This is a genomic window from Microcystis sp. M53603_WE2 (genome assembly GCF_030065435.1).
Genome location: NZ_JASJFF010000585.1, coordinates 1 through 4476, shown reverse-complemented (window position 1 = coordinate 4476; position 4476 = coordinate 1). Strand labels below are relative to the sequence as shown.

Below are 4476 nucleotides of genomic sequence, written 5' to 3'. Positions count from 1 at the left end.
TTCAGCAAACCCTACTTAGGGTCTGCGGCAAAAAGTTTGTTGGTGGGGTTAGGAGTCAGTAGCCGGTCGTCAGTAGCCGGTCGTTTCAGGCTTTGTTGCCCTTCTTTTTTGTACCAGTTTATCTACTAAGAGAAGGATAATGCAAGTTTTTTGAATGTCCTAATCCTATATTCTGGCACTAACATCGGATTTTAACAGGTCAAAAGCCTTATTTTAAAAGGGTTTTACCATTATTCAGCCAGCCCTAATTAGGGTTTGCTGAATAAATCTTGTTCGAGCTGCCCGGTCATCACCGTCCGGCCCTGGCCGTGAGGATGTCAAACACTTAACCAGACATTTTGTCCTTAAATTCTGAAATATAACGTCTGCTTAACCCGGAACGATCAAAGCGTTAGATTAGAAAGAGTCCTTTTTTGAGAGATATTTAAACCTGATGGTCTGGCCTTTTAAACCGAAAACCCACAAACAAATCGCTCGAATAGAAATTACAGGTGCAATTGCCTCCGATACCCGCAAAAGAGTCTTAAAAGCCCTAGAAATCGTCAAAGAAAGGCAATATCCCGCCCTACTTCTCCGCATTGACTCCCCCGGGGGAACCGTGGGGGATTCCCAAGAAATTTATGAAGCATTGAAGCGGTTACAAAAAAACACGAAAATAATCGCTAGTTTTGGCAATATTTCCGCCTCTGGCGGCGTTTATATCGGTATGGGGGCCAATTATATTATGGCTAACCCCGGCACGATTACTGGCTCGATCGGTGTTATCCTCAGAGGGAACAATCTGGAAAGATTGTTGGATAAGGTGGGAGTTTCGTTTAAAGTGATTAAATCTGGCCCCTATAAAGATATTCTCTCCTTCGATCGAGAATTAACTGATGAAGAAGAAAGAATTCTCCAGGATATGATCGATACCAGTTATCAGCAATTTCTGCAAACCGTCGCCGGAGCGAGAAATTTAGATGTCAATCAGGTGAAAAGTTTTGCCGATGGGCGCATTTTTACCGGCCAACAGGCGTTAGAATTAGGAGTGGTTGATCGCTTGGGAACCGAGGAAGATGCCCGACTTTGGGCGCTAGAATTGGCAGGATTACCCCCAGATAAAACTAAATGTCAGACTATCGAAGAACCGAAACCCCTCCTCAGTCGTCTGACGGGCAATCGTTCCCCAATACCCCCAGGATTACAAAAAACCCTACAGCGCCTAGAATTTGAATTGGAAGTTAACGGACAACTATTGTGGTTATACCGACCCTGATGGCCAGATTAAAGTCGAGAAAAAGGGCGCGTTAACCCCTAAAATTGACTCATCAGGATTAGCGGAGGATGACAATCGTGCAGTGGAAGGTTCGAGCCATTCGGGGAGCAACGACAGTAACGGCTAATACTATTGAAGCTATACGAGAAGCAGTAACAGAACTCCTCGAAGCGATCGAAATCCACAATAGTCTCGATCCCGATGATATTGTTAGTATTATCTTTACGGCAACTCAGGATTTAGACGCGATTTTCCCCGCCGCTATCGCTCGCGAACGTCCCCATTGGCAAAATGTCCCCCTCCTCGATGTGCAACAGATGCACGTCGTTGGTAGTCTGGACAAGTGTATTCGCGTAATTCTCCACGTTAATACTCCCAAACTGCAAAGCGAAATGCAGCACGTCTATCTGCAAGGGGCGAAAAATCTTCGCCCCGATTGGCAGATTTCTCCAGTAACTATTAATCGCTAAAATCTTCGATAACTGACTAAATCCCCATTTCCGACAGCCAACTCAAAATTAATTGATTAACTTTTTCGGGATGTTCATCGTGGGGACAGTGACCAGCTTTGGCAATCGGATAAAATTGGGTATTATTTCCCATTTTAGCTCTTTCTTGGTAAATTACCGAACCGGCGATCGGTGTCCAAGGGTCATCCTCTCCCCAGAGTACCAATAAAGGGCGATCGATTTGCGGTAATAATTCCAGGGGAGAAGGTCCGGGGGGTGCCGTCAACACCGATGCGAACACTCCCCACGCACCCGCATCACAGGAGGGTTGATAGAGAATTTCGACTAATTCCTCGGTAATCGCGGTATGATCCCGATAAACCTGTTTTAAGGTGTTACGGATGCGATTTTTCTGCCTTACCTGTCCAAAAATAAACTTTCCTGTCACGGGAGAACTAACTAAACCGGTAAAGGCAGCCATGATTAAACGCAGCGGCAAATTTAATTCTTCGGGACGATGGTTTAATCCTCCGGCACAGTTAATAATTACTCCTCCAGCAGTGATTTCGGGAGATTCTGCCATCAGCATTAAGGTAATCAGTCCCCCGATGGAATTACCGATAAATACCGCCGGTTTTGCCATTTTTTCTCGCCAAAAGTCTTGTATTTGCCGCAGCCAAAGGTCGAGACTATAATCTAAAGCGGGCTTATCTGTACCCCCAAATCCCAAAAGATCTAGGGCATAGACTTGATAGCCATTTTCCGCTAAAACGGGGATATTTTTGCGCCAATGACCGATAGATGCCCCAAAACCGTGAATTAATACTAGGGGTTGTCCTTCTCCCCGCACAGTGTAGGGGATGGTGTGACCTTGCCATGTCCAAGACAATTGTTCTAAGCTAGTCCCAGTGAGCGGAGATTGTCGTGCCATTGTATGAAGTTTTATTAAGTGATAGGTAAATTATAGAGTAAAAATCAGTCGAGAATTTATGCCACAACGCCAGACTTTTACCAATAACTCGATGGAAATTTCCTATTTACAATGGAGCGATCGAGGTATGCCTCTATTATTATTGCACGGCATGGCGGATCATGCTTTGGTTTGGTCAAGCTTGGGCGATTATTTAAGCTCAAATTATCAAGTTATTGCCCCAGATTTGCGGGGACATGGGGAAAGCGGTAAACCGGCAACCGGTTATCACTTTCAGGATTATATCGGCGATTTAAGGGCTTTAATTAATCATTTAGGTTGGACGCAAGCACATATTTTAGGTCATTCTTGGAGTGCTAAAATAGCGGCAATTTGGGCAACTCAACAGCCGGAAGTATTTAAGAGTTTAATTTTAGTCGATCCCTTTTTTATCGATAAAATGCCTAGTTGGATTAGGATAACTTTTCCAATTCTCTATCAAGTTTTGCCCTTTTTAAAGATTACTCGCTCCTTTGATAGTTATCAGAGCATAGAGGCGATCGCTCGTCAATTAAAACAATATAAAGGTTGGTCAAATCTACAGCAAGAGGTGTTTAAAAATGCCATTGAACAAAAAGCTGATGGCAGTTGGAGTGGTAAATTCACTTTATCGGCACGCGGGGAAATTTTTGAGGATGTCATGGGGTTTGCCGGATTAACTAAAACTTTAGATATTCCCAGTTTATTAATCCTTCCCCAACAGGGATTAAATCGCACTGCTTGGCAAATTCAATCTTATAAAAAGTATTTAACTTCTCTAGAGATTAAAAAGATACCGGGTAATCATTGGGCATTTTTAGGGGAACCTGAAAGTTTTAATCAAGCGGTGGCCGAGTTTTTATCTGTTCAGGAAATTGTCTGATTAGCGGAGAGAACGAATCTGCAATTGGTAATAATCCTCGTCTAAACCTTGATTCTGCCTGTTATTAACCGAATTAAGCTGTTTTTGTAGTGCCAAAATGCGATCACTTGTAGCAGGATGGGTGCTGAGAATTGTCGGGGTAGAACCCCCCTGTTGTGCTAATTTTCCCATCAAGGAGATCATCGCCTTGGCTGCATAACCAGCCTCAGCTAGATTGTTTAAACCCAGTCGGTCCGCTTCTAATTCATCCTTGCGACTATTGGGCAGATTATAGGCGAGATTGACTGCCAATTGTACCCAAGTTTTTGTGTCTAATCCCGCCGCGCTGAGAAGTCCTTGGGCGAGGGCAGCATTGCTTGACATACTCCCACCGTCAAGCTACGCTGTGACGGGGGACTCTTTCCACATCGCTGTTAGAAATTCCTTGTTCAACGAGACAGCTTAGATTCTCAATGTCTCCATTAAGAATCCAGAGGCCGGACTCTCCCAAGGCGTTTGGGTCGGTTTCTGTTTGCCCAACAGTACCGTTGAGATGATTTCCCAAGTATTGCAACCCTTTTTTAAGGATATTTATTGCTGCATTATGATCCCTATCTAAGACTGTTTTACAATTGGGGCATTGATGAGTTCTAGTGCTTAATGATTTTTGAACTCTCGTCCCACAAACTGAACAATCTTGAGTCGTGAAATGGGGAGGAACAGCAACACAGACAATCCGATAAATCTTGGCAAAATAATTCAACCATTCAGTGAATTGATACCAAGAAGCATCACTAATCGACTTGGCAAGCTTACGGTTTTTGACTAAGTTTCTTACCTTTAAAGCCTCATAAACTACCAGATCATTAGACTGGACTAACGCCAAAGCGTCTTTAATTGCTTTGTCTTTACGTTGTCTTGACACTTTAAGATGAAGCCTAGCTACTTTTATCCGTTGCTT

The 4476-nt window shown here is 43.6% G+C and carries 5 protein-coding genes and 1 pseudogene; 3 read left to right on the top strand and 3 right to left on the bottom strand.

The annotated features are described in order from the left end of the window. Positions 1-433: 433 nt before the first annotated feature. Together sppA and aroH are read left to right on the top strand one after the other, a co-directional pair. Positions 434-1255 carry a signal peptide peptidase SppA gene (gene sppA / locus PX481_RS12345; RefSeq protein ID WP_002759971.1) on the top strand — a complete coding sequence of 274 codons (822 nt, stop codon included), beginning with the start codon at positions 434-436 and terminating at the stop codon, positions 1253-1255. Positions 1256-1323: 68 nt separating this feature from the next. After that, a complete protein-coding gene (aroH, locus tag PX481_RS12340) occupies positions 1324-1725 on the top strand; it encodes a chorismate mutase (protein WP_002759969.1) in 402 nt (133 codons plus the stop codon). Between the two features lie 16 nt (positions 1726-1741). Here the strand turns inward: aroH and PX481_RS12335 are convergent, their stop codons facing one another. Beyond that, complete coding sequence (locus tag PX481_RS12335; protein ID WP_002759967.1) at positions 1742-2635, bottom strand: alpha/beta fold hydrolase; 894 nt, start codon at positions 2633-2635, stop codon at positions 1742-1744. Positions 2636-2693: 58 nt separating this feature from the next. Here PX481_RS12335 and PX481_RS12330 point away from each other — a divergent pair, with 58 nt between their 5' ends. Next, entirely contained in the window at positions 2694-3536 is an 843-nt protein-coding gene (locus PX481_RS12330) for an alpha/beta fold hydrolase (protein ID WP_002798344.1), read from the top strand. Here PX481_RS12330 and PX481_RS12325 read toward each other — a convergent pair. Next, positions 3537-3890 (bottom strand): annotated as a pseudogene (locus PX481_RS12325) (M48 family metalloprotease); the annotation flags it as partial. A 19-nt stretch (positions 3891-3909) separates the two neighbouring features. Further along, on the bottom strand, positions 3910-4476 hold a 567-nt coding region (locus PX481_RS12320; protein WP_288094659.1), incomplete at its 5' end, for an RNA-guided endonuclease InsQ/TnpB family protein.